Annotated in this window: 21 protein-coding genes, 1 tRNA gene and 1 pseudogene; 13 read left to right on the top strand and 10 right to left on the bottom strand. The window is 66.1% G+C overall.

All coding sequences use genetic code 11. The annotated features are described in order from the left end of the window. Positions 1 to 10: 10 nt before the first annotated feature. Positions 11 to 916, bottom strand: a complete 906-nt coding sequence (truB, locus tag ACXAD2_RS13205) for a tRNA pseudouridine(55) synthase TruB (protein WP_475170732.1) — start codon at positions 914 to 916, stop codon at positions 11 to 13. Positions 917 to 1,147: 231 nt separating this feature from the next. Between truB and pcaD the strand changes: the two genes are divergently transcribed. The 4 genes and pseudogenes from pcaD (at position 1,148) to ACXAD2_RS13185 (ending at position 3,987) form a co-directional block, all read left to right on the top strand. Beyond that, the gene (gene pcaD / locus ACXAD2_RS13200) at positions 1,148 to 1,948 is read left to right on the top strand and encodes a 3-oxoadipate enol-lactonase (protein ID WP_475170726.1); all 801 of its coding nucleotides are present in this window, start codon (positions 1,148 to 1,150) and stop codon (positions 1,946 to 1,948) included. Further along, positions 1,948 to 2,667, top strand: coding sequence for an alpha/beta fold hydrolase (locus ACXAD2_RS13195; RefSeq protein ID WP_475170719.1), 720 nt, complete (start codon positions 1,948 to 1,950; stop codon positions 2,665 to 2,667). The genes pcaD and ACXAD2_RS13195 overlap by 1 nt, the downstream gene beginning before the upstream one ends. Positions 2,668 to 2,670: 3 nt before the next feature. Next, positions 2,671 to 3,501 carry a lyase family protein gene (locus ACXAD2_RS13190; protein ID WP_475170713.1) on the top strand — a complete coding sequence of 277 codons (831 nt, stop codon included), beginning with the start codon at positions 2,671 to 2,673 and terminating at the stop codon, positions 3,499 to 3,501. Positions 3,502 to 3,695: 194 nt separating this feature from the next. Next, positions 3,696 to 3,987, top strand: a pseudogene (locus ACXAD2_RS13185) (metalloregulator ArsR/SmtB family transcription factor). A 22-nt stretch (positions 3,988 to 4,009) separates the two neighbouring features. Here ACXAD2_RS13185 and ACXAD2_RS13180 read toward each other — a convergent pair. The 3 genes from ACXAD2_RS13180 to ACXAD2_RS13170 all read right to left on the bottom strand — a co-directional run bounded on the left by ACXAD2_RS13180 (position 4,010) and on the right by ACXAD2_RS13170 (position 8,052). After that, positions 4,010 to 5,905 carry an acyl-CoA synthetase gene (locus ACXAD2_RS13180; protein WP_475170710.1) on the bottom strand — a complete coding sequence of 632 codons (1,896 nt, stop codon included), beginning with the start codon at positions 5,903 to 5,905 and terminating at the stop codon, positions 4,010 to 4,012. A gap of 147 nt (positions 5,906 to 6,052) precedes the next feature. After that, positions 6,053 to 7,852, bottom strand: coding sequence for an ABC transporter transmembrane domain-containing protein (locus ACXAD2_RS13175; protein WP_475170706.1), 1,800 nt, complete (start codon positions 7,850 to 7,852; stop codon positions 6,053 to 6,055). 126 nt (positions 7,853 to 7,978) lie between these two features. After that, positions 7,979 to 8,052, bottom strand: a tRNA-Gly gene (locus ACXAD2_RS13170). Positions 8,053 to 8,192: 140 nt separating this feature from the next. Between ACXAD2_RS13170 and ACXAD2_RS13165 the strand changes: the two genes are divergently transcribed. Further along, positions 8,193 to 8,597 carry a DUF2177 family protein gene (locus ACXAD2_RS13165; RefSeq protein WP_066102599.1) on the top strand — a complete coding sequence of 135 codons (405 nt, stop codon included), beginning with the start codon at positions 8,193 to 8,195 and terminating at the stop codon, positions 8,595 to 8,597. A 38-nt stretch (positions 8,598 to 8,635) separates the two neighbouring features. Here ACXAD2_RS13165 and ACXAD2_RS13160 read toward each other — a convergent pair whose 3' ends face one another. From ACXAD2_RS13160 to ACXAD2_RS13150, 3 genes are read right to left on the bottom strand one after another with little or no spacing between them, the layout of a single operon-like run. Continuing rightward, the gene (locus ACXAD2_RS13160; protein WP_475170702.1) at positions 8,636 to 9,373 is read right to left on the bottom strand and encodes an SDR family NAD(P)-dependent oxidoreductase; all 738 of its coding nucleotides are present in this window, start codon (positions 9,371 to 9,373) and stop codon (positions 8,636 to 8,638) included. 12 nt (positions 9,374 to 9,385) lie between these two features. Continuing rightward, positions 9,386 to 10,021: a ChrR family anti-sigma-E factor gene (locus ACXAD2_RS13155; protein WP_475170699.1), complete on the bottom strand. Its 636-nt coding sequence runs from the start codon at positions 10,019 to 10,021 to the stop codon at positions 9,386 to 9,388. Further along, positions 10,018 to 10,812, bottom strand: coding sequence for a sigma-70 family RNA polymerase sigma factor (locus tag ACXAD2_RS13150; protein WP_475170696.1), 795 nt, complete (start codon positions 10,810 to 10,812; stop codon positions 10,018 to 10,020). Before ACXAD2_RS13150 ends, ACXAD2_RS13155 begins: the two co-directional genes overlap by 4 nt. 90 nt (positions 10,813 to 10,902) lie before the next feature. Between ACXAD2_RS13150 and ACXAD2_RS13145 the strand changes: the two genes are divergently transcribed. The 4 genes from ACXAD2_RS13145 to ACXAD2_RS13130 all read left to right on the top strand — a co-directional run bounded on the left by ACXAD2_RS13145 (position 10,903) and on the right by ACXAD2_RS13130 (position 14,638). Continuing rightward, positions 10,903 to 12,195 carry an NAD(P)/FAD-dependent oxidoreductase gene (locus ACXAD2_RS13145; RefSeq protein WP_475170694.1) on the top strand — a complete coding sequence of 431 codons (1,293 nt, stop codon included), beginning with the start codon at positions 10,903 to 10,905 and terminating at the stop codon, positions 12,193 to 12,195. Further along, a complete protein-coding gene (locus tag ACXAD2_RS13140) occupies positions 12,192 to 12,968 on the top strand; it encodes a DUF1365 domain-containing protein (protein WP_475170693.1) in 777 nt (258 codons plus the stop codon). The genes ACXAD2_RS13145 and ACXAD2_RS13140 overlap by 4 nt, the downstream gene beginning before the upstream one ends. Next, positions 12,965 to 14,140: a class I SAM-dependent methyltransferase gene (locus tag ACXAD2_RS13135; protein WP_475170690.1), complete on the top strand. Its 1,176-nt coding sequence runs from the start codon at positions 12,965 to 12,967 to the stop codon at positions 14,138 to 14,140. The genes ACXAD2_RS13140 and ACXAD2_RS13135 overlap by 4 nt, the downstream gene beginning before the upstream one ends. 147 nt (positions 14,141 to 14,287) lie before the next feature. After that, a complete protein-coding gene (locus ACXAD2_RS13130) occupies positions 14,288 to 14,638 on the top strand; it encodes a cupredoxin domain-containing protein (protein WP_475170687.1) in 351 nt (116 codons plus the stop codon). Between the two features lie 18 nt (positions 14,639 to 14,656). Here the strand turns inward: ACXAD2_RS13130 and ACXAD2_RS13125 are convergent, their stop codons facing one another. The 3 genes from ACXAD2_RS13125 to ACXAD2_RS13115 are packed head-to-tail and all read right to left on the bottom strand — an operon-like array spanning position 14,657 to position 16,357. Next, on the bottom strand, positions 14,657 to 15,316 hold the full coding sequence (locus ACXAD2_RS13125) for an SOS response-associated peptidase (RefSeq protein ID WP_475170685.1): 660 nt from the start codon (positions 15,314 to 15,316) through the stop codon (positions 14,657 to 14,659). A gap of 40 nt (positions 15,317 to 15,356) precedes the next feature. Beyond that, the gene (locus ACXAD2_RS13120; protein ID WP_475170682.1) at positions 15,357 to 15,902 is read right to left on the bottom strand and encodes an rRNA large subunit pseudouridine synthase E; all 546 of its coding nucleotides are present in this window, start codon (positions 15,900 to 15,902) and stop codon (positions 15,357 to 15,359) included. Beyond that, positions 15,902 to 16,357, bottom strand: coding sequence for a nucleoside deaminase (locus tag ACXAD2_RS13115; RefSeq protein ID WP_475170678.1), 456 nt, complete (start codon positions 16,355 to 16,357; stop codon positions 15,902 to 15,904). The genes ACXAD2_RS13120 and ACXAD2_RS13115 overlap by 1 nt, the downstream gene beginning before the upstream one ends. A gap of 342 nt (positions 16,358 to 16,699) precedes the next feature. Between ACXAD2_RS13115 and ACXAD2_RS13110 the strand changes: the two genes are divergently transcribed. From ACXAD2_RS13110 to ACXAD2_RS13095, 4 genes are all read left to right on the top strand, one after another. Continuing rightward, complete coding sequence (locus ACXAD2_RS13110) at positions 16,700 to 17,638, top strand: pseudouridine synthase (protein ID WP_475170673.1); 939 nt, start codon at positions 16,700 to 16,702, stop codon at positions 17,636 to 17,638. A 132-nt stretch (positions 17,639 to 17,770) separates the two neighbouring features. Further along, positions 17,771 to 17,965, top strand: a complete 195-nt coding sequence (locus tag ACXAD2_RS13105; RefSeq protein WP_066102622.1) for a hypothetical protein — start codon at positions 17,771 to 17,773, stop codon at positions 17,963 to 17,965. Between the two features lie 88 nt (positions 17,966 to 18,053). Continuing rightward, entirely contained in the window at positions 18,054 to 18,887 is an 834-nt protein-coding gene (locus ACXAD2_RS13100) for a hypothetical protein (protein ID WP_066102625.1), read from the top strand. A gap of 233 nt (positions 18,888 to 19,120) precedes the next feature. After that, positions 19,121 to 20,020, top strand: coding sequence for a 5-bromo-4-chloroindolyl phosphate hydrolysis family protein (locus ACXAD2_RS13095; protein ID WP_475170667.1), 900 nt, complete (start codon positions 19,121 to 19,123; stop codon positions 20,018 to 20,020). Positions 20,021 to 20,035 lie beyond the last annotated feature (15 nt).

The raw sequence follows: 20,035 nt of genomic DNA, 5'->3' as shown, positions 1-20,035 counted from the left end.
GTCAGCGGGCTCAGGTCAGGTTGAACACCCGGCTCGGATGCAGCTCGCCCGCCTTGAAGATGCCGACCGCGACCGGCTTGCCCTCGAAAGAGGCCCAGGCTTCGTCGCCGTAGTCGGCCTCGCCGGGGATCACCATGCCGGGGTTGCCGTTGCGCAGCTTTGCGGCGCCCTCGGGCGTGCAGCGCAGCTCGGGCAGATCAGCCAGCCCTACCTCGGTCGGCAGCAGCTTGGCATCGAGTTCGGGCGTCTTGGCCAGCGCGTCGATCTCTTCGACCGAAATGCCGTCCTTAGCCTCGAACGGGCCCGACCACTCGCGGCGCAGCCACAGCACATGGCCGAAGCATCCCAGCGCCTCGCCCAGATCGCGGGCGATCGAGCGCACGTAGCCGCCCTTGCCGCAGACCATCTCCAGCTCGACGTGATCCGCATCGGGGCGCGACAGCATGATCAGCAACTCCACCCAGAGCGGACGCGCGGAAAGCTCCATCTCCTCGCCGTCACGGGCACGCTTATAGGCGCGCTCGCCATCCACCTTCACCGCCGAGAACTGCGGCGGCACCTGCTGGATGTCGCCGACGAACTGGTGCAGCGCTTCCTTGATCTCCTCATCCGAGGGGCGCTCGGCGCTCTCGCGCAGGATCTCGCCCTCGGCGTCATCGGTGTTGGTCGCCTGCCCCAGACGCACGGTGAAGCGGTAGGCCTTCATCGCGTCGGTGATATAGGGCACGGTTTTCGTCGCCTCCCCCAGCGCCACGGCCAGAACGCCGGTCGCTTCGGGATCGAGCGTGCCCGCGTGCCCGGCCTTCTTCGCCGCCAGCGCCCAGCGCACTTTGTTGACCACCGAGGTGGACGTCATGCCGGCCGGTTTGTCGACGATCAGCCAACCGGAAATGTCCCGACCCTTTTTGCGTGCCATGTCTGCCCCCGAGTGGTCCTGAGTGATGCTGCGTGCTGCTGAGGCGCGCCTGCTAGCAGGGCGCGCGCCCCCGAGTCAATCTGGTGCCGCACCCTCGCCCATGCATGGCGCGCGTATGCATGGATTGTGCATGGGATGTGCATGCATTGTGCCCCCCTCTCCGGGCCGGTTCCCTTCCCTCCGGCGATGCCCTTCGATAGGGTCGCCGCGACCATCTGAAAGGGCCTTCACATGCAGATCGCAGACCTCGGCGACATCCGCCTGCACTACCGGATCGACGGCCCCGAGACCGGCGCGCCGCTGGTGCTGGCGAACGCCCTCGGCACCGATCTGCGGCTCTGGGATCCGCTGCTGCCGCATCTGCCCGAGGGCCTGCGCATCCTGCGTTATGACATGCGCGGACATGGCCTCTCGGACTGTCCAAAGCCGCCCTATTCCATGGGCGCTCTGGTCCGCGACGCCGAACGCCTGATGGAGCTAACCGGTTTCAAAGACGCGGTTTTTCTCGGCCTTTCGCTGGGCGGCATGGTCGCACAGGGGATCGCGGCAAAGCGCCATGATCTCGTGCGCGCGGCGGTCCTTTCGAACACCGCCGCCAAGATCGGCACCCGCCAGATCTGGCAAGCCCGCATCGCCGAGGTGGAAAAGCGCGGCGTCACGGCGGTGGCGGATTCCGTGCTGGACCGCTGGTTCACCCGCCGCTTCCGCGCCAGCCCCGCGTTCCGCCCGTGGCACAACATGCTGACCCGCACACCCGCCAAGGGCTATATGGGTTGCGCCGCCGCCATCGCGGGCACCGATTTCATCACCCCCACCTCCGGCCTCCGCCTCCCCGTGCTCGGCATCGCCGCCAGCGAGGACGGCTCCACCCCCGCCGATCTGGTGCGCGAGACGACCGACCTCATCCCCGGCTCGCAATTTGCGCTGATCCGCGGCGCCGGGCATCTGCCCTTTGTCGAGAAACCCGCGGAATATGCGAAGGTTCTCAGCGACTTCCTGAAATCCCAAGGCCACATCGGGGGGCGCATCTGATGGCACAGTTCCTGCTGATCCACGGCGCGTCGCATGGCGCATGGTGCTGGCGCGACGTGATCCCGGCGCTGGTGGAGCGGGGGCATGAGGCCCGCGCCATCGACCTTCCCGGCCACGGCGAAGACACCACTCCGCGCCAAGAGGTGACCCTGCAGAGCTATGTGGACGCGATCGCCGCAACTCTGCGCGAGATCGGCCAACCGACGATTGTCGTCGCCCATTCCATGTCCGGCGTTCCCGCCACGAAGGCCGCCGATCTGCTCCCCGAGCTTTTCGCCCGCCTCGTCTATCTCTGCGCCTTCCTGCCCGGAGATGGCGACAGCGTCACCAGCCTCAGCCGCGCGTGGCCGGACCAGCCGCTGAACGAGGCGATCCGTCGCGACGAAGGCGGCGTGACCTTCCACTTCGACCCCGCGATGATCCGCGAGAAATTCTACCACGACTGCCCCGAGGCCCTGGTGAAACGCGCGGCCCGCCATCTGACGCCGCAGCCGATCCTCACCCAGAAACAGCCCGTCACACTGACGGGCCGCGTCGAGCAGGTGCCGCGCAGCTACATCGTCTGCGCGCAGGACGTCGCGGTGCCGCCCGATCACCAGCGTTCCATGGCGTCGGTCTTGCCAAGAGAGGACGTCTACGACATGAGCAGCGCGCATTCGCCCTTCCTGTCCGACCCTGACGGCCTCGCCGCTCTTCTGGACCGTATCGCCCGGAGCTGACCCATGTCCGCCACGCCTTTCGACAGCACCCATCTGCACCGCCTCTTTCCAGCCGGAGAGCTTGCGAAACTCTTCTCCGACAGCGCCGAGATCCGCGCACTGATGATCGTCGCCGGGACGCTGGCGAAGGTGCAGGGCGAAGCCGGGCTGATCCCCGAGACCGCCGCCAAGGCAATCCATCGCGCGGCGCTCGAGCTGCAGATCGATCCCGGCGGGCTGGCACAGGCCACCGCCGCTTGTGGCAGCGTGGTGCCGCCGCTGCTCGGGGCCTTTGCCTCGCTGATGCAGGCCCCCGACTACGCGCAATATCTTGGACAGGGCGCACGCCCCGAGGACCTGCAGGATTGCGCGCTGGCGCTGCGTCTGCGGCAGGTTCTGGCGCAGTTCGAAACCAGCCTCGACGGGCTTGATGGCACGCAGGACCTACGGGCGGAACTCCCGGCGCTGCGGGACGCCCTGCTCTGCGTCAGCTTGAGTGGTGAGAACGCGGAAATTCTGCGGCCCGCGCTTGCCGAGGCGCTCAACCTCGGCGCGCAGGGCTGGGGCGCGGACCGGCGGCCTCTGCGTGACCTCGCGGACTGGGGCGCACGGCTCGTGCAGACGCTTGCGGCGGGCACCCCGGGCGATGCCCCGCTCGCAGCGCTCGCCATCCATGTCGGTGCACTCTCAACCGCGCTCGGTCAGCAAGCCCCGGAAAACGCACGACCTGCACCAGTGCAGCGCCATCTGGAAAGCCTGAGCCTGCCGCAACTCCTGCTGGCCTGCGGCGCGGCCATGCGGCGGGCACATGCGTTTGCCGAAACAGCTGGCAAAGCACCACCTTTGGGAGAGTAATCGCCGCGCAAAGCTTGCGAGACTTGGGCATTCGCAGTACGAGAAATCAACCCGCCAGACGGTTTTCCCGCTCAAGCTAGGTTCCGGCCCGCCGCACACTCGTTTTCTGCGGCGGTTGCCCTATATTCTCATTGTTATCTTAAAGAGGCCTAAGACAGGTGACCGAAGACACGCTCAGCCCCCCGCCCGAGGAAATGGCAGACAACGCGCGCAACGCCGCGGCTTTCCTCAAGACGCTGGCCCACGAGGGCCGACTTATGATCCTGTGCCACCTCGGTTCGGGAGAGCGCTCGGTGGGCGAACTCGAAATCTCTGCTCGGAATGCGTCAGGCCGCGGTGAGCCAGATGCTCGCGCGTCTGCGCGAGGAAGGGCTCGTGAACACGCGCCGCGAAGGCAAGACGATCTACTACAGCCTCGCCACCGAAGACACCGCGCGGGTGATCGGGCTGCTCTACGAGATTTTCTGCGCGAAAAGCGACTGCTGAACGCCGGGCGGAGCGCTTTGGTTCAGCCCTCCGCCTCTTCCTCCTGCCAATCCCACGGACGCGCGTAATGGCCAAGGCATTGCGTCACCGCCGCCTCATTTGCCCCATTGCGCTCTAGCCGCGCGACCAGACCGCGGCGGCGATCATCCTCGACATAGGCGACGCGCGCCGACACCCCGTCCCGCTCTAGCGCCGCGTCATAGACGCGGGTGATCGCCTGCTTTCGCAACTCGGGCTTGAACACCTTGCCGACCCCGGTCTTGGGCAGTTCGGGCAGGATTTCCAGATATTTGGGCCAAGCGGCACGCTCGTGGATGTGCACCCGCGCATGGGCCAGAAGGTCCTCTTCGGTGACCTCCGCCCCCGCCACCAGTTCCACATAGGCGCAGGGAAGCTCGCCCGCGTGATCATTCGGCTCGCCAATCGCGGCAGCCACCGCGACCGCGGGATGGCGCATCAGCGCGTCTTCGATCTCGGCGGGGTCGATATTGTGCCCGCCGCGGATGATGATGTCCTTGGCGCGCCCGGTGATCCAAAGATAGCCCTCTGCATCGAGCCGCCCCAAATCGCCGGTCCGCAGGTAAACGCCGTCGTGATAGAGGCCCTCGTTGCGCTCCGTTTCCGTGTAAGTCCCGCCCGGGATGACACCGGGGTTGGAGACGCAGATCTCGCCGATTTCGTCGACGCCACATTCGCGCGGCCCGGCGTCGGTCTGCTGCACGATCTTGACCTTCGTGTAGGGCAGCGCAAAGCCGACCGATCCGACCTTCTTCACCCCTTTCGGCGGATTCACCGAGACAAGACAGGTCGCTTCGGTCAGCCCGTAGCCTTCGCAGATCGTCACCCCCGCGGCGCTTTCAAAGCGCTTGAAGAGTTCCGGCGGCATCGGGGCCGACCCCGAGAAGGCGTATTCGACGGTCGAGATATCCGCGTCCACCTTGCGCTGCATCAGCGCAGAGACGGCGGTGGGCACGGTGATGATGAAGGTGATCTTCCAGCGCGCGCAAAGCTTCCAGAAATTGTCGAACACCCCCTCGCCGCGGTAGCCCGCAGGCGTCGGCAGCACCATATGCGCGCCCGAGGCGATCGCCGACATCACCACCACCTCAGAGGCGAAGACATGGAACAGCGGCAGCGGGCACATCACGTTGTCGGTCTCGCGGAACAGCAGGCGCGAGCCGAGCCAACCGTTGTAGAGCATCCCCGACAGCTTGTGCTGCGCGACCTTGGGCATGCCCGTGGTGCCGCCGGTGTGGAAATAGGCGCTGACCCGATCCCCTGTGGCCGGAACGAAGGTAAGCTCTGTCGACTGGCGCCGCATCTCCTCGTGAAAGCAGCGAATGTCGGCGTGATGGATGTTGAGCAGCTTGGGGCGCAGCAGCGGCACCAGCCAGCGCTTCGGCGCGGTGAGGTAGCGGTTGAGATCCACCTCGAGCACGGTGACCACCCGCGGCGCATGGCGGCAGGCCTCGGCCAGCTTCTGCGCGATATCGGTCTTGGGGAAGGATTTGAGCGTGACGACAACCCGCGCCCCGGTCTCGCGCAGGATCGCGGCGATCTGTTCAGGCTCAAGCAGCGGGTTGATTGGCGCGACGATCCCGGCAGTGGCCCCGCCCAGCAATGTCACCAGCGCCTCGGGGCAGTTGGGCAGCACCATGGCGACGACATCGGTCTCGCGGATGTCCAAGCTGCGAAAGAGGTTGGCCGCCTGATTGCTCCGCTCCAGCAGTTGCGACCATGTGAGGGTCGTCGCCGGGTCTTTGGGACCGGACTGCAGCTGGAAACTCATCGCCGGACGGTCCGCAAAACGCTCTGCGGTCTGCGCGAGGCAGGCGTGCAGCGTTTCCGGCAGGGTCCGCTCGGACCACGGTTTCTCGGCCTCGATCGCATCGCGATCGGCTGGCGTGACGAATTGCATCACCATTACCCTCCTCCCCTCGCGGTGCCGGCGCGAAACGCCGGAACACCAGTTTCAAGCGTGGGAAGAATTTCCCCTTCCCGCAAGGGCTGCGCCCATAGCACGGCTCCCCCAAGTGGCATAGCCCGCAGTAACGCCTCGGCAAGATTACTCGGCGGCAACCCCGTCGGTGAACTGCAGCCGCGCCAGCCGCGCATAAAGCCCGCCCTCGGCCACCAGCGCATCATGCGCGCCCTGCGCGACGATCCGGCCTTGATCCATGACGACGATCCGGTCGGCCTTCTTCACCGTGGACAGCCTGTGCGCGACAATGATGGTGGTGCGCCCATCGGCCAGCGTATCCACCGCCTGCTGCACGGCCCGCTCGCTTTCGGCATCCAGCGCAGAGGTCGCCTCGTCGAGCAGCAGCACCGGCGCGTCGCGCAGGATGGCGCGCGCGATGGCCACGCGCTGCTTCTGCCCACCGGAAAGCATCACGCCGCGCTCGCCCAGCCACGTGTCATAGCCGTCGGGAAGCCCCGTTAGGAAATCATGCGCCGCAGCGGCACGGGCCGCCGCCTCGACCTCGGCATCCGAGGCATCGGGACGCCCGAAGCGGATGTTGTCGCGCGCCGAGGCGGCGAAGATCACCGGGTCTTGCGGCACCAGCGCGATATGCTGGCGGAAGGCATTGCGGCTCATCGCGTCCACCGGCACACCGTCGAGCAGCACACGCCCGCCATCGGGATCGTAGAACCGCTGGATCAATTGCACGATGGTGGTCTTGCCAGCGCCCGAGGGACCGACGAGCGCCACCGTCTCACCCGGTTTGATGGCCAGATCGATGCCGTCGAGCGCCTTGATGCCGGGACGCGCCGGATAGGTGAAATCGACGCTGTCAAAGGTGATCTCTCCGCGCACGGTCGAGGGCACGGGCAGAGGCTGTGCCGGCTCGTTCACCGTATCCTCGGCCTGCAGAAGCTCCACCAACCGCTCTGTCGCGCCGGCGGCGCGCTGCAACTCGCCGAAAATCTCGGACAGCGCCGCCACGGCACCGGCGACCATCACCGAGTAGATGACAAATTGCACCAGTGCCCCGGCGCTCATCTGCCCGGCGCGCACATCGATGGCCCCGGCCCAGAGCACGCCGACGACCCCGGTGAACACCAAAAAGATCACGATCGCGGTCATCAAAGAACGGGTCCAGACACGGCGGCGGGCGGCGTCAAAGCTCTTTTCGGTGACCTCGGCGAAAGCCTCGCGGCTGATGGCTTCGTGGGTGTAGCTCTGCACCGTCTGCACCGCCGACAGCGCCTCGGCGGCATTCCCCGACGACGCGGCGATCCAGTCCTGGTTCTCGCGGCTGAGTTTGCGCAGGCGGCGGCCGAGCGTGAGGATCGGCACGATCACCACCGGCACGATCAGCAGCACCATCCCGGTGAGCTTGGCCGAAGTGAACAGCATCAGCGTCAGCCCGCCCGCAAAGAGCAGCAGGTTGCGCAGGGCGATCGACACCGACGAACCGATCACCGACAAGATCAGCGTGGTGTCGGTGGTAATCCGGCTGAGCACCTCACCGGTCATGACCTTTTCGTAGAAGGCGGGCGAGAGGCTGATGACGCGGGCAAAGACAGCCTTGCGGATATCGGCCACCACGCGCTCTCCCAGCCGCGTGACCAGCCCGTAACGCAGCGCGGTGCCAATCGCCAAAAGCGCGGCGATCCCGAGCGCCGCCATGAAGTAGCGGTCCAGCAGCGCGCCATCCTCGACGCCGAAATTGTCGACCACGCGGCGCACGGCCAGCGGCAGCGTCAGCGATACGGTGGCGGTGGCGATCAGCGCAAGGATCGCGGCGATCATCAGCCCCCGATAGGGCTGCATGAACGGCCACAGGGCGGCCAGAGAGCCGAGTTTACGGGATTTCTCACGATCGTCCTGCACGGTGGCAGCCGGGTTTCCGTGGGCCATGGCCCCTCCTTTGTCTGCAGCACGGTATTGGGCCTGCAGGCGCCCCCCGTCAAGCGACGCGCGCGACGCAAAGACACGACGACAGCCGAAAGACGGGCCGATACATTCAATTTCCGGGGGAGGGGATGGAGCGGGCGGCGGGAATCGAACCCGCGTCATTAGCTTGGAAGGCTAAGGTCTTACCACTACACAACGCCCGCGTAGTGGGCGGAGAGATATTGCAACCGATCGGCCCGGTCAACCGCCCCCGCGCGGCTTTTGCAGGATGCCGCCACGTTTTGTGGTGATCCGTTCCGGGTGCCGCCGCGTATCAAAGGGATACAGCGCAAAAGGACCCCACATGCAGACGCTCATCCTCTACGCCGTGACCGCGGCCGTGTTCCTCGGGCTCGACATGCTCGGGCTGCGTTACCTGATCCGCCCGGTGTTCGAGCGTCACGTCGGCCACCTTCTGGCAGAGCCGTTGCGCCTTGGCCCGGCTGCGGGCTTCTATCTTGCCTATGTCGTCGGTGTGCTGTTCTTCGTCTCGCTGCCCGCTCTGCGCGACGGGGCACCGCTGCAAGCACTCTGGACCGGCGCGCTGCTCGGGCTCATGTGCTACGGCACCTATGAGATGACCAATTTCGCCACGCTTGCCGACTGGAGCTGGGAGCAGGTGATCGCCGACTGCCTCTGGGGTGGCGTGCTGACCGGCGTCTCGGCTTGGATCGGCGTCGCGGTGATCTCGGCGGTCTTCGGGAAATAAACTGAAGCCCTCCCGTTGGGGGGAGAACCGGGAGGGCTTCAGCCCGCGAGGCGTTCCGTGAGTTGCAGCGCCAGCGGATAGGGCAGGACACGCAAAAGCTTCAGCACATAGGTAAACCGCTTCGGGAAATGGATCTCGAAGCCACGCCCTGCCATGCCCTTTGCGATGTCGCGCGCAGCCTCTTCGGGCTCGATCATCGCGGGCATGTTGAAATCGTTCTTGTCGGTGAGACGGGTGCGCACGAAGCCGGGGCAGACAAGCCGAACGTCAATCGCCGGGGCCAGTTCGATCCTCAGCGTCTCGGCAAGGTTGATGATCGCGGCCTTCGTCGCAGAATAGGCCTGTCCCTTCGGCAGCCCCACATAGCCCGCGACCGAGCCAAAGAGCACCAGTTGCCCGCCCTCTTTGAGCACTTTCGGCGCGCTCTGCGCCACCAGCAGCGTGCCGGTCACATTGACCTGCACCAGCTTGGCGGTCTTCTCGCGGTCCAGATCGACGACCCGCGCCGGATCGTAGAGCGCGGCGGTGCAGACCATCGCGTCAAGGCTCTGGCCCAGTTGCGCCACGGCAGCGTCCAGCGTGTCGGGCTCGGCAAGGTCGAGCGGCAGCGCCTCGGCGCCGCTGCACTCCTCCGCCAGCTTGCGCAGTGCATCCTCGTCGCGGGCAGAAAGCACCAGCTGTGCCCCCTGCCCGGCAAGCTCATGCGCCAGCGCCGCGCCGATGCCGGAGCTGGCGCCGATGATCCAGATGCGTTTGCCGTCGAAGGAGTTGGACATGCTCATCCCTACCTAGATACGGAACAGCGGCTGCAGCAGCCGTGGGATCATCGCGTGGAACCGCAGCGGCGCGTCGGTCGCGGCAAGGCAGATGCAAGGCGCCTCGTCCCCGGCCATCGGCTGGTGGTCCACATCGTCCTGCGCCACCTCGACATCGCCAACGGCAAAACGGCCCTCGCTGTCCGAAAAGCTGCCCTGCAGCACCAGCGTCAGTTCCAGCCCGTGGTGGCCGTGCTCGGGAACGGCGCGGCCGCGCGGGATGTAAAGCAGGCGCAGCGAGCCCTCCTCGTCGGCGCTGAGGATCTGCTGGCGGATGCCCCCGCCCAGCATCTTCCAACGCGGCGGCTGCCCTTTAAGCGCCTCCATGACGGGGGCGGGAAAGATACCGGACCCGCGCTGCGGCGGTGTCGGCGTCGGCGTCGCGTCAAGCGCGGCAAAAAGACGGGCGCGGGCGTCGCTCGACACATCGGCGGGCGCGAGCCCGTCAAGCAGAGCGCCGCCCACGGCGGCTTCGGCTTCGACAATGCTGCGGCAGTCATCGCACAGCGAGATATGCGCCGCGATCACCACCGCGAAAGGCTGCGGCAGCGTCCCGGCGGCATAGGCGCGAAGCATCTCCTCGGGGATATGATGGGTGATCTTGCTCATTGCGGTCTCAGGTCAGTGAGGTCACGCCGCAGGCGGTCGAGCCCGAGGCGGATACGTGATTTGATCGTCCCCAGCGGCAGGCCGGTGATCCGGCTGATCTCGCTGTGGGGCAGCTCTTCCATATATGCATGACGCAGCGCCTCGGTTTGCTCGGGACTGAGCTTCTCCAGCGCGTCGCGCAACTGTTGCGATTCCTGTTCAAGCGCGAGGATCTGCGGCGCGTCGGGCTCGCCGCTCTCGGGCTCCTGCATCAGTTCGGGCTCGGGCAGCGGTTTGCGGCGGTAGAGGTCGATCTGGCGATTGCGGGCGATGCGATAAATCCACGCCGACGCTTCGGCGCGGTGCGGATCGAATTGCGCGGCCTTGTTCCAGACCGACAGCATTACGTCCTGCACCACATCCTCGGCGCTGCCATCCCGCAATCCGCCCCGCATCAACATCGCTTTGAGCCGGGGCGCGAAGAAATCGAACAGCCGCCCGAACGCCTCGCGATCACGCTGATCGCGCACAGCCAACAGCCAGCGCGTCTGTTCGGAGGTCTCGGTAGGCGTCACACGGGTCTCCTTTTTGGGCGTGCCGCTCACCGCAACAGACACGACGCCATCGGCATCGAAGGCATCGGACAGGTCATGCGATATGAGGCGGCCATCAAGAGACATGTAGGGGTTACGCTGCGGGATGCGACCCGGATCACCGCCGGTCTGAATTTTTTCACGAATTTTTCGACCCAAGGCGATGCAACCGCCCGAATGCCGGCGCGCACGGTGGCGACCACTTCTTGGCGCGCACAAAAAATTCCCCTCGCCTCAAGTCTTTGGTGATCCATTTCAAAGACCCGTGCGTAACATATTCAAGTTTACCTAAGTCCGCGGGAGGTTTGCGTGGCCCTTGACCTGTCTTTTGGAGTTCCCCAGCGCGTTGCCGTGATCGGCGGTGGCATCTCGGGCCTCGCCACAGCATGGCTTTTGTCGCAGCGCTGCCGCGTGACGCTTTATGAGGCCGCGCCGCGCCTTGGCGGCCATGCCCGCACGGTGACGGCAGGGCTCTACGGTGATCAGCCGGTGGATACGGGCTTTATCGTCTTCAACTACGCCAACTACCCTCATCTCACCGCGCTCTTTCGCGATCTCGACGTGCCGGTAGAGCGCAGTGACATGAGCTTTGGCGTTTCGCTGGATGGTGGGCGGCTGGAATATGCGCTGCGCTCAGGCAATGCGCTATTTGGCCAGCGCAGCAATATCGCACGCCCCGGCTTTTACGCGATGATCCGCGACATCCTGCACTTCAACCGCCACGCCGAGGCCAAGGCCGAGAGCCATCCGCATCTGTCGATCGCCGGGCTGGTCGAGGCGCTGGGGCTGGGGACCGCTTTCCGTGACCGCTATCTCTATCCGATCTGCGGCGCGATCTGGTCCACGCCCTCGGCCAAGATCGGGGATTTTCCGGCGCAGGCGCTGATGCGCTTTCTGCGCAACCACGCGCTGCTCTCTGCCGGAAACCAGCATCAGTGGTGGACGGTCTCAGGCGGCTCGCGCAGCTATGTCGAGCGGCTGACCGCGGCGCTCGAGGCGCGGCAGGTCTCGCTGCGGTCCGGCACCCCGGTGTTGAAGGTCGAGCGGGACGAGAAACACGCCACAGTCATGACTGAAGGCCATGCCCCCGAGCAGTACGATCAGGTCGTCTTTGCCTGTCACGCCGACATGGCGCTGTCGCTGCTCGCCGAGCCAAGCAGTTCCGAGCAACGCGCGCTGGGGGCGGTGAAGTTTCAGGACAACCATGCGGTGCTGCACCGCGACACTCGCCTGATGCCGCAGCGCCGTCGGTGCTGGAGTTCGTGGGTGTTCCGGACCGAGCCGGGCACCCCGCCCGATGAGCCCGTCGGCGTGACCTATTGGATGAACCGGCTGCAGAACATTCCCGACAGCGATCCGATGTTCGTCACGCTCAATCCGCAGCGCGATATTCCCGACGAGTTGGTCTACGACCGCAACACCTTCCGCCACCCGGTGTTCGACACCGCCGCGCTGGACGCGCAGAGCCGCATCGCCGCGCTGCAGGGCAAGAACCGAAGCTGGTACGCGGGCGCGTGGCTGCGCAACGGGTTCCACGAGGATGGCTTTGCCAGCGCGGTGCGCATCGCCCGGCAGATGCTGCCCGCGCCGGTGGCCGCATGAGCGAAAGCCTATCAGACAGATTGGGCGCGGGCGAGATGCTGCATCTTCCGGCCCGCGTGACCCACGCGCGGCGCGGCGGCATCCGCCATGCCTTCGTGTATCGCGTGGACTATCTGCTGCTTGATCCCGATGCGGTGCGCCCCCCGCGCCTGTTCTCGCGCAACCGCTTCAACCTCTTTTCGCTTTATGATCGCGACCATGGCGGCCCGCGCGAGGATGGCACCGGTGCCGCATGGGCGCGGCGCGTCTTTGCTTCGGCGGGGCTCGAAGGCGTGCGCGTGGCACTGCTGATGCAGCCGCGCTTTCTGGGCTATTGGTTCAACCCGGTCTCCTTTTGGCTGGCCCTGCGCGGCGACCGGCTGCTGGCGGTGATCGCCGAGGTGAGCAACACCTTCGGTCAGCGCCACAGCTACCTGTGCCATCACGCCGCCTTTGCCCCGATCTCTCCCGAGGATGAGCTGACCGCCACCAAGGTCTTTCACGTCTCACCGTTTCAGGATGTGCGCGGCAGCTATCACTTCCGCTTTTCGATCACCGGGGCCGCCGCCGCGATCGGCATCCGCCAGATCGACGGCAAGGAAGGCCTCAAGGCCACAATGTCCGGTGACTTCTCGCCCGCCGGATCGGCCCGCCTGCTGCGCAGCGCGCTGCGCCGCCCGGGTGGCGCGATGCGGGTGATTATGCTCATCTACTGGAATGCACTACGTTTAAAATTGAAGGGAGCCGAATACCGCAAGCTCCCCGCACCGCCCGATCACGAGGTCAGCCGATGAACCTGCCCATCTCCGCGATGATGAAACGCCGCTTTCTGTCCACGCTCGAACAGATCGAGCACGGCCGCCTCACGCTGCTGACGCCCGAGGGCGAGCGGCATCATTTCGGCACCACCGGGCCCGAGGCGGATCTGCATATCCTCGACTGGTCCGTGCTGCCTGCGCTTGCCGCACGCGGCGAGGTCGCCATGGGCGAGAGCTATATCGCCGGTCTCTGGCACAGCAGTTCGCCCGAACGGCTGCTGCGGCTGGCGCTGGACAATCTCGATGCCTTCGAACGCTATGTGACGCCCGGCCCCCTCGCGCGGCTCAAGTTCCGGATGATCGACCGGGTGCTGCGCGCCAACAGCCTCAAAGGCTCGTCGCGCAACATTCAGGCGCACTACGACGTGGGCAACGAGTTCTATCAACTCTGGCTCGATCCGGGGATGACCTACTCTTCCGCGCTGTTCGCCGAGGGCGAAGGCGACACCGCACTGCCCGAGGCACAGGACCGCAAGTACGACCGCATCCTCTCGCGGCTGAGCGACAGCCCCTCGGTGCTGGAGATCGGCTGCGGCTGGGGCGGCTTTGCCGAACGCGCCGCGCAGCAGGGGCGCAAGGTCACCGGCATCACGCTCTCGCCCAGCCAGAAGGGCTATGCCGATGCGCGGCTCGACGGGCGCGCCGACATCCGGCTGCAGGATTACCGGGCGGTACAGGGGCGCTACGCCAACATCGTCTCGATCGAGATGATCGAAGCGGTGGGCGAAAAATACTGGCCGGTGTATTTCGCCGCGCTGAAGGACCGTCTGGCCGAGGGCGGCCGCGCGGTGCTGCAGGCGATCACCGTGCAGGACGCCGAGTTCTCGCTCTACCGCAAGCGCACCGATTTCATCCGGCAGCACACGTTCCCCGGTGGCATGCTGCCGTGCAACGCGGTGCTGAACCGCGAGGCCGCCAAAGCCGGTCTGGAGTTGCGCGAGAATTTCGCCTTTGGCCAGCACTACGCCCGCACCTGCCGGATCTGGCGCGACAACCTTCTGCGTCAGCGCAAGCGGATCGAAGGGCTGGGCTATGGCGAGAGCTTCCTGCGCAGCTGGCAGTTCTATCTGGATGCCTGCGCGGCCACCTTCTCGACCGGGCGCACTGATGTGGTGCAGGTCGAATTGCGTCACGCGGGCGAGGCCTGACCCGCGCGGCGCGCCGGAATTTTCCCTGCGGGGGCCGTATTTTCGCCTCACTCCCTAACTAGCGATGACTCAACCGGCAGGGCCCCGCCCTGCCGTGATTGATGAATGTCACTGTCGCGAGTCGCGCCCTAGTCACGGAGCCTGAAGATGTTGTCCAAGATCGGAGCCTCCCTCCTTCTCCTCGCCGGAGCCGCAGCGCCGCTTGCAGCCGCCGAGCAAGAAGTGCTGATGACGGGGCTGAGCTACTTCCCCGAGGAAATCTATGTCTCGGTTGGCGACGTGGTTCATTTCGTCAACGCCTCCGAGGTGCCCATGTCGGCCACCGCCAGCGATGCCAGCTGGGACACCGGCGTTCTGCAGCCGGGCGAGGCCTATGCGCTGGAAGTGACCGATGGAATGCAGGGCGCGTTTGGCGATGTCTACACCGCCGACAATACCGCCGCGGGCGTCATCGACTATGTGAATCCGGCCCCGCTGGAGCTGGAAAACAACTACTGATCCTGCGCGCGACCGGGCTCAGATCGGCTCGATCAGTTCTGGCCCCTCGGCGCGGTTCGAATTCACCCTGGGATCGACGCGGTACATCCGCAGCGCGCCTTCGGGCGCCGCCTGCATCAGCGTCGCGGCGCCGTGCCCGTCCTCTCCCAGCCACAGGCCCCAGTCCTTTTTCGACAGGATCACCGGCATCCGGTGGTGCACCTTGGACATTTCATCGCTCGCGGCAGTTGTGACGATGGCGCAGGTGCGGAAGGCCTGACCCTCCCCTTCCCAGTCCTGCCAGATCCCGGCGAAGGCCAGCAGGTCATCCTCGGCCGGAGTGATGTACCACGGCAGGCGGCGGCCATCCTCGGTCTTGGTCCATTCATAGAAACCGCTGGCTGGCACGATGCAGCGCCGCGCACGGCAAGCAGCACGGAAAGCGGGTTTCTCGGCAATCGTCTCGGCCCGCGCGTTGATCAGCAGCGGCCCGTCGTTTGGTGCCTTGTACCAATGCGGCAGAAAGCCCCAGCGCATCGCCCCAAGCAGCCGCGTCCCGCCGTCCGAGCGCACCACATGCACGTCGTTGGTCGGGCAGACGTTGAAATTCGGGACATGCGGCAAATCATTGCCGGGCATGGCCTCGAAGATCTTGGCCATGGCATCATCGGGAAGGGTGACTGCAAAACGTCCGCACATGGCGCCCAGAGTAGCGCGCCGGGCGGCGCGCGCCAGTGCTTCAGACGTCGCGCCATTCGCCGGGGGGAATATCGTCGAGCGTCCATGTGCCGATCGCCCAGCGTACCAGCCGCAGGCAGGGCAATCCCACATGCGCCGTCATCCGCCGCACCTGCCGGTTGCGCCCCTCGGTGATCTTGATCTCGAGCCAGCTGTCGGGCACCGATTTGCGAAACCGCACCGGCGGATTGCGCGGCCAGAGGTCGGGCTCGGGGATGCGGTGCACCTGCGCCGGTCGGGTCATCCCGTCCTTCAGCTCCACCCCTTTGCGCAACTGCGCAATCTGTTCATCGCTCGGCGCGCCTTCGACCTGCACGAGGTAGGTCTTGGGCTGCTTGAACTTCGGATGCGAGATCCGCGCCTGAAGTCGCCCGTCGTCGGTCAGCACCATGAGCCCCTCACTGTCGCGGTCGAGGCGGCCTGCGGGATAGACGCCGGGCACTTTCACATAGCTCGACAGCGTCTCGCGCGGGCTGCCCTCGGTGCCCTTGTCGGTGAATTGCGACAGCACGCCATAGGGTTTGTTGAGCAAGATCACGCGGGCCATCAGCCATCCCTCCGGGCAGCGAAGAAGTCTTTCAGCAGCGCTTCTGCCTCGGGCGCGGCGAGCCCGTCGTAGACCTCGGGCACATGGTGGCATTGCGGATGCGCATAGACCCGCGCGCCCTGCGCCACGCCGCCGGACTTAGGGTCGGATGCGCCATAGTAAAGCCGCCGGATCCGCGCGAAGGAGATCGCCGCGGCGCACATCGGGCACGGCTCCAGCGTCACGTAGAGATCATGCTCGGTCAGCCGCTCGGACCCGAGCGCGGCGCACCCGGCGCGCAGCACGAGGATCTCGGCATGGGCGGTGGGATCGTTCAACTCGCGCGTGCGGTTGCCCGCCGTGGCCACGACCTCGCCTTTGGGCGAGACCAGCACGGCACCCACCGGCACCTCACCCCGGGCGGCGGCGGCCCGCGCCTCGGCAAGCGCCAAATCCATATGACTGCGAAAACTCATGAGCGCCGGAGTAGCGCGAAGCGCGGCGCTTGGCGAGTTGGCTTCCCCCGGCGCGGGGGATGCAGTATGCGAGGATTCATGAGCAAACCCCCGTCGCGCCCCGCCAAACCCTCCGGCCCCAAGTCCCGTCCCAGCACGGGCGCGAAGGCTGGCCCGAAAACTGGCCCTAAATCTGGCCCGAAGTCGGACTTCAAGTCCGGTCCCAAAGCTGGGGCGAAACCCGGCTACAAAGCCGGGCCGAAGGGGGATATTGACGGCAGCGCGCGCGGCGGAAAACCGGGCGCAAAGCCCTTCGGCAAACCGAGCGGGAAACCCGGCGGCAAACCGAAGGGCCGTGGCATCGTGCAAGACGAGGCAAGCTATGGCGGTGGCCCCAAGGCGGGCCCCAAATCTGGGGCGAAATCTGGCACCAGACCGCCCCCGCGCCGCGGCACCAAGGCAAGCGCCAAATCGGGCCCGGCCAGCAAGCCTGCGCATGTCCCCGCAGCGCCGGCGGTGAGCGAGGATGGCCGCATCGCCAAGGTGCTGGCCCGCGCGGGCGTTGCCAGCCGCCGCGAGGCCGAGAAGATGATCGAAGAAGGCCGCGTCTCGGTGAACGGCAAGGTGCTGGAAAGCCCCGCGCTGAACGTCACCGCCAAGGACCGGATCACCGTCGATGGCGTGCCGCTTGCCCCGCCCGAAGCCGCGCGTCTGTGGCTCTATCACAAGCCTGTCGGGCTGGTGACCACCACCAATGACGAGAAGGGCCGCGAGACGATCTTTGACAAGCTGCCCGAGGATCTGCCCCGGGTGATGAGCATCGGGCGTCTCGACCTCAACTCCGAGGGCCTGCTGCTGCTGACCAATGACGGCGGCATCAAGCGCCAGCTCGAACTGCCCTCGACCGGCTGGCTGCGCAAATACCGCGTGCGGGTGAACGGCGCGCCGACCGAGGACATGCTGAAGCCGCTGCGCGCCGGCATCGTGGTGGACGGTCAGGCGTTCCAGCCCATGCAGGTGACACTCGACCGGCAGCAGGGCGCCAACGCATGGCTGACCGTTGGTCTGCGTGAAGGCAAGAACCGCGAGATCCGCCGCGCCATGGCCGACATCGGGCTGACGGTGAACCGGCTGATCCGCGTCTCTTACGGGCCGTTCCAACTGGGTGAGCTGAAAACCGGCGAGGTGCAGGAACTGCGCCCCAAGGTGATCCGTGATCAGCTTGGCCTTGAAGGCGCCAAGACCGAAAAAGCCGTGCCGACTCGGACCCGGCGCAAGGGACCGCCGAAAAGCAGGCAATAGGGCACCCAGCGGGCGGCTTCGCCAAAAAGCCGCCCATATCGCCTTAAGCCGCCGTTAACGCTGGACTAAATTTCACGTCTTGGGCCGGAATGCGCCCTCATTTCGCCCGCTTTCGGCGGCAGATTAGGTGGCATGAGCACACTACTCGCCATCATGATCCTTGCCGCCACCACGTTTCTCTTACTTGGGAACCTCCGGGGGGTGGCAGCGGACACCTATCAGGCGCTGGCCGGAGCCACCGCCCGGACCCGTGACCGTGGACTGCTGATCCCGAGGCTGGCCTTCGCCGCCCTGTGGCTGCTGATCTTCGTGCTCGGATATTTCTGACCCCGCGACGCAGCCGCCAGACGGCAGACCAAGGACCCCTCCCCTCACGCAGCCTCGCCCGGCCTTGAACGGACCACGGAACATCCTCATGGCAAGACCCTCACGCAAACGCAGACAAAGCGCATCCTCCGGGCCGCTGGATTCCGGCTTGGGCGTGCTGATGCTTGCCGCGTTCCCGCTGCTCATGCTGCTGTTCCAAGGGCGTCCGGAAACCACCTTCACCGGACTGCTGATGCTGGTCATCTTCGCGCTGGCGGTCTGGCTGATCCACCGCGGCACGAAGATCGCCCGCGCCTTCGAGGCGGCAGAGACGGCCAAGGCACCGCGCCTGCCGCGCAAGATGCTCGGCTCGGCGCTGCTTGGCCTGCTGGTGGTGATTCTCGCGGGCCATCACTTCGTCTCGCTGCCGGTGCCGCTGGGCCTTGGCGTGCTGGGCTTCGGGCTGGGTGTCGCGGCCTTCGGCAGAGATCCGCTCACCAGCAAACAGGCCGCGGTCGAAGAGGACATGCCGCATCTACGCACGCAGGAGACGCTGGACCGTATCGACGCCGCCATCGGGCTCGCCGTCGCGGATGTGGCGGCGCTTAACGATGCCGAGCTCAGCCGCCGGGCCGAAGCCCTGCGCAGCGGCGTCATGGGACTGATGCAGGCGATTTCACAGGACCCGCTGGCCGCACGACGCCTGCGCAAGCCCGTGGCCCGCTTTCTTGAGCTTCTGAGCAAGGAAAACGCGCGCCTGATCGAAGCATGGGGCACCAAGGACCGGATGAAGGCGCGCCGCCGCTATCTGGCGCGGCTCACCTCGCTGGGCGAGGCCTTCGAAGAGCGTCTGCGCAAGGCCGGAACCGAGCAGGGCCGCGATGCCTATGATGTCGAGGCAGACCTCCTCTGGAACCGCATGGTCGACAAGAACGCGGCCTGAAACGCCAATGTGATGGCCACGTTGTGCCGCTTGGCACGACTTCTCCCCAAACAAGAGCCGACCCAAGGGAACTCCCCCCTAGCAAGTGACCATCTAAGCGCATAAGTTCTTGGTGAACCGAGAGAGCTTGCGGGGGGCACCATGACCGACAAGGGCTTACGCAAGGTGGCCTATGTGCTGCTGATCGTGCTTCTTTTCGGAGTTACTTCCGGCTGGCTGGGAGGGCTCTGACCTTGGCACAACGCTACGGCGGCAAGTACAGCCCCGACGGATCTTCCGACGATGCCGGCACCACCGACGAACGGCCTCTCTATCACGGAGCGAAGGTCGATCCGGTGGGCGCACGCTCGAATGTGCTCTTCGCCCCCCCGATCGTGCTGGCCGCGACTTCGCTGAACGATGGCGCTGCGGGGCTGGCTCTGGGCCTTGTCGGCGCGGGCGTCCTTCTGCTTGGCGCGTGGCTGCTGCGCGATGGCCTGCGGGCGCAGGCCGCCTATGACGAGCGCAAGATCGCCCGCCGCCCGTCGATCCCGAGAAAGCTTTTCGCCGCAGCCTGCGCGGGCGTCGGGATCGGCCTCGCGGCTTTCAAATCCGATCCGGGCCTTGTGGCGCCGGTGCTCTATGGGCTGTCCGCCGCCGCGCTTCACGTGGGCGCCTTTGGGCTCGACCCGATGAAGCACAAGGGCATGGAAGGCATCGACACGTTCCAGCAGGACCGTGTCGCCAAGGTGGTGGACGAGGCAGAGGCCTATCTCAACGCCATGGAAGATGCGGTGCGCCGCGCGGGCGACCGGCAGGTCGAGGCGCGCGTGCAACGCTTTCACGCCAAGGCCAAGGACCTCATCCGCACCGTCGAAGAGGACCCGCGCGACCTGACCGCCGCGCGCAAATATCTTGGCGTCTATCTGATGGGCGCGCGCGACGCGGCGGTGAAATTCGCCGACATCTACAGCCGCACGCAGGATCGCGGGGCCAAGTCCGATTTCATGATGTTGCTGACGGACCTCGAGGAGAGCTTCGGCCAGAAGAACCGCAAGCTGCTGCTCGACAATAATGCCGACCTCACGGTCGAGATCGACGTGCTGCGCGACCGCCTTCAGCGCGAAGGCGTGCGGCTCAAAGAGCCTGAATGAGAGACAGATACGGAG

The sequence above is a fragment of the Salipiger sp. ABN3_019 genome (genome assembly GCF_056158605.1).
The sequence above is the reverse complement of the archived record's forward strand: the minus strand, read 5'-3'. Positions and strand labels throughout refer to the sequence as shown.